Annotated in this window: 3 protein-coding genes; all 3 read right to left on the reverse strand. The window is 58.8% G+C overall.

All coding sequences use genetic code 11. From position 1 onward, the window contains the following. Window positions 1–298 precede the first annotated feature (298 nt). Window positions 299–562, reverse strand: coding sequence for a hypothetical protein (locus tag EOA60_RS30015; protein ID WP_127335254.1), 264 nt, complete (start codon window positions 560–562; stop codon window positions 299–301). A gap of 264 nt (window positions 563–826) precedes the next feature. Next, window positions 827–1435 carry a T6SS immunity protein Tdi1 domain-containing protein gene (locus EOA60_RS30020; RefSeq protein ID WP_095824477.1) on the reverse strand — a complete coding sequence of 203 codons (609 nt, stop codon included), beginning with the start codon at window positions 1433–1435 and terminating at the stop codon, window positions 827–829. Next, on the reverse strand, window positions 1398–2144 hold a 747-nt coding region (locus EOA60_RS30025; protein ID WP_206628320.1), incomplete at its 5' end, for a hypothetical protein. The genes EOA60_RS30025 and EOA60_RS30020, both read right to left, overlap by 38 nt.

Below are 2144 nucleotides of genomic sequence, written 5' to 3' on the forward strand. Positions count from 1 at the left end.
CACCAAGAGCACCGTCATCGGTGCGGCGAGCGGCGCGCTGCTCGGCGCCGTCGTCGGCTCGGCCACGACGCCGCAGCGCCGCGGCGAGCAGCTCTGCCGCTACCAGGACCGCTACGGCCGCATCTACACCGCGCCCTGCGACGACCGGTACTACAACGGCGATTATTGATCGCGTCGGCTTTGCCCTCTCCCCGTTTCACGGGGAGAAGGTGCCCCAAAGGGCGGGGCAGCGCCGGCGCCTGAGATGCTGGCGCTATCGAGCGCTGAAACGGCGAAGCGAAGGCGAATCTAAGGGCCATCAGCTCGCAGGCTGGCTTTGCCTGCGGCGGCCGCGAACAAAATCCACAATCAGCCAGATCAACTGAGCAACCATATAGACGGAGCTGTGGGACCAATCCGGCGCCCCGTTATGCGAGTAGCCGTAAGCAGAGGCGACAAGGGCGAGCGCGCCGCAAATGATATGCACCAGCAACAGGCGCAGCACGCCACCGTTCCAACTCTTTGTAACCCATAGCAATAATCGGCTCAGCAAAAACGTCGGAACGAGCGCCCCGAGCAGCATGGCGGCAGACCCTGCACCCATATAATCCCCCTTTGTCCAAGTGCGGATAGCTTCGAAAGTTCTAAGAGGCCAGCGAATACCTTTCTTCTGCCTATTCAGATTTTACGCCCTTAGCAACTCTCGCTTGCATTCAGTCACCGTACCTGCATTTTTAGTTGTACGCAACCTCACGGTTTGTGGGTGAACATGATTATGTGTGATCTATCACGGTCTGCTGGTGGGTTGCGCTTGGTGCCTCGTCCATGCCACCCCCGGGGTTCAAGCCTACACGCGCACTGGTGTTCCGGGCGGCAGTCCCTTCACCTTGGCGATGATTTGGCCCATGATGTGCCAATAGACATCCAAGTCCGACAACTCGAAATTGTCGATCGTGTCCTCACCTCCTAGAAACAGCGGTTTCTTGTAACCTACGCATTGTTGGTAATTCGGTTCGGCCCCACCGCTCTCACGCCATGCTGCGTATCCGTCGGGGACCAAGGCGGCACCGTCCTCCTCCACGAGCTCGACGTCGTGGAAAGTCTTGATATTGGACGGTATCTGCAAAGCTTCCGCCGTATGCGGTTCGAACATCAAAACGCCTGGCTCGCCCTGCTCAAGCCTTCCGGTGTCGACCGCAAAGGCCGAGCCTTGCCAGTCATAGCCAAAGCAAGTTATTCGACCGGAGAATTCGGGGAAGCCCAACAATACTCTTGCGTTCCATCGCGCGACGTCCTGCGCCCGCATTATTCGATACAAGCCATGACGGAACGTCGCGCCGCCGAAGGTCGCGAGCAACTCATTCAGCCCGGCCACCTTTGTTTCCAGCGAAGAATTACCAGAATCCGCCGGGACCCTGCTATCTACCTCGAAGTTTTTTTGGAATATCTCGAACATCACGATCTCCAATAGTTACCTTGTTGATTTTAGTTCCCTTTGGCAGATTCTTAATCAAGTTATTGATTTGAGACCCGAGACTTGTGTTAACGCTGGCGTCAAGCAGAGCCATATTGTCGATTGTATCTGAACCTCCAAGCTGCAAATCGACTCGGTGGTCCACATGGCTGCCGGCAAGAACCTCGTTGCCAGCGGCTATAAACCTCCTCCGCGCCGATCCAAACAGCCGCACAGCACGGCTAACCACAGTGTCGGCTTCGGTCAATATCTTAACTTTGAGATCCGCCGCAGCCCGTTGCGCGGCATCCCATTCAGGCATGTAGTAGAGATGGAGATCGTGGCCGGCAGTAGATTCATCGACGCCGGCGATAGTACCTCCGGCCTCGACCTCTGGAGGCGCTGTGATGCTCTCGGAAGCTGAAGGAGCCGGGGCCTCCAGCGCTGCATTGGACGGGACCTCGGTTTGGCCACCAGTGAGCCTTGCCACGACCCGGCTGCCGACAGCACTAATCCCCTCGGCGAGCGCATTTCCACCGGCACCCAAAATCGCGCCGGAGCCCATTTCCCGCACGATGTCCCGCCCGTTGAGCGCGGCGTCGACGCCACTGAGCATGGCGCCGTCGGCGGCTGCGGTCGCGCTTCGCGCGAACAGGCCCGGCACGCCCTTGAGACCCTCAGCTCCGAATCTTCCGGTGAAGGTAAGGCCCGC

It is taken from the genome of Mesorhizobium sp. M1A.F.Ca.IN.020.06.1.1, from assembly GCF_004023265.1.
In the GTDB taxonomy this organism is placed as follows: domain Bacteria; phylum Pseudomonadota; class Alphaproteobacteria; order Rhizobiales; family Rhizobiaceae; genus Mesorhizobium.

Bases quoted from the DNA above. Each gene is read 5' to 3' on its own strand.
- EOA60_RS30015 (WP_127335254.1), bottom strand. From the start codon at position 562: ATGCTGCTCGGGGCGCTCGTTCCGACGTTTTTGCTGAGCCGATTATTG.
- EOA60_RS30020 (WP_095824477.1), bottom strand. From the start codon at position 1,435: ATGTTCGAGATATTCCAAAAAAACTTCGAGGTAGATAGCAGGGTCCCG.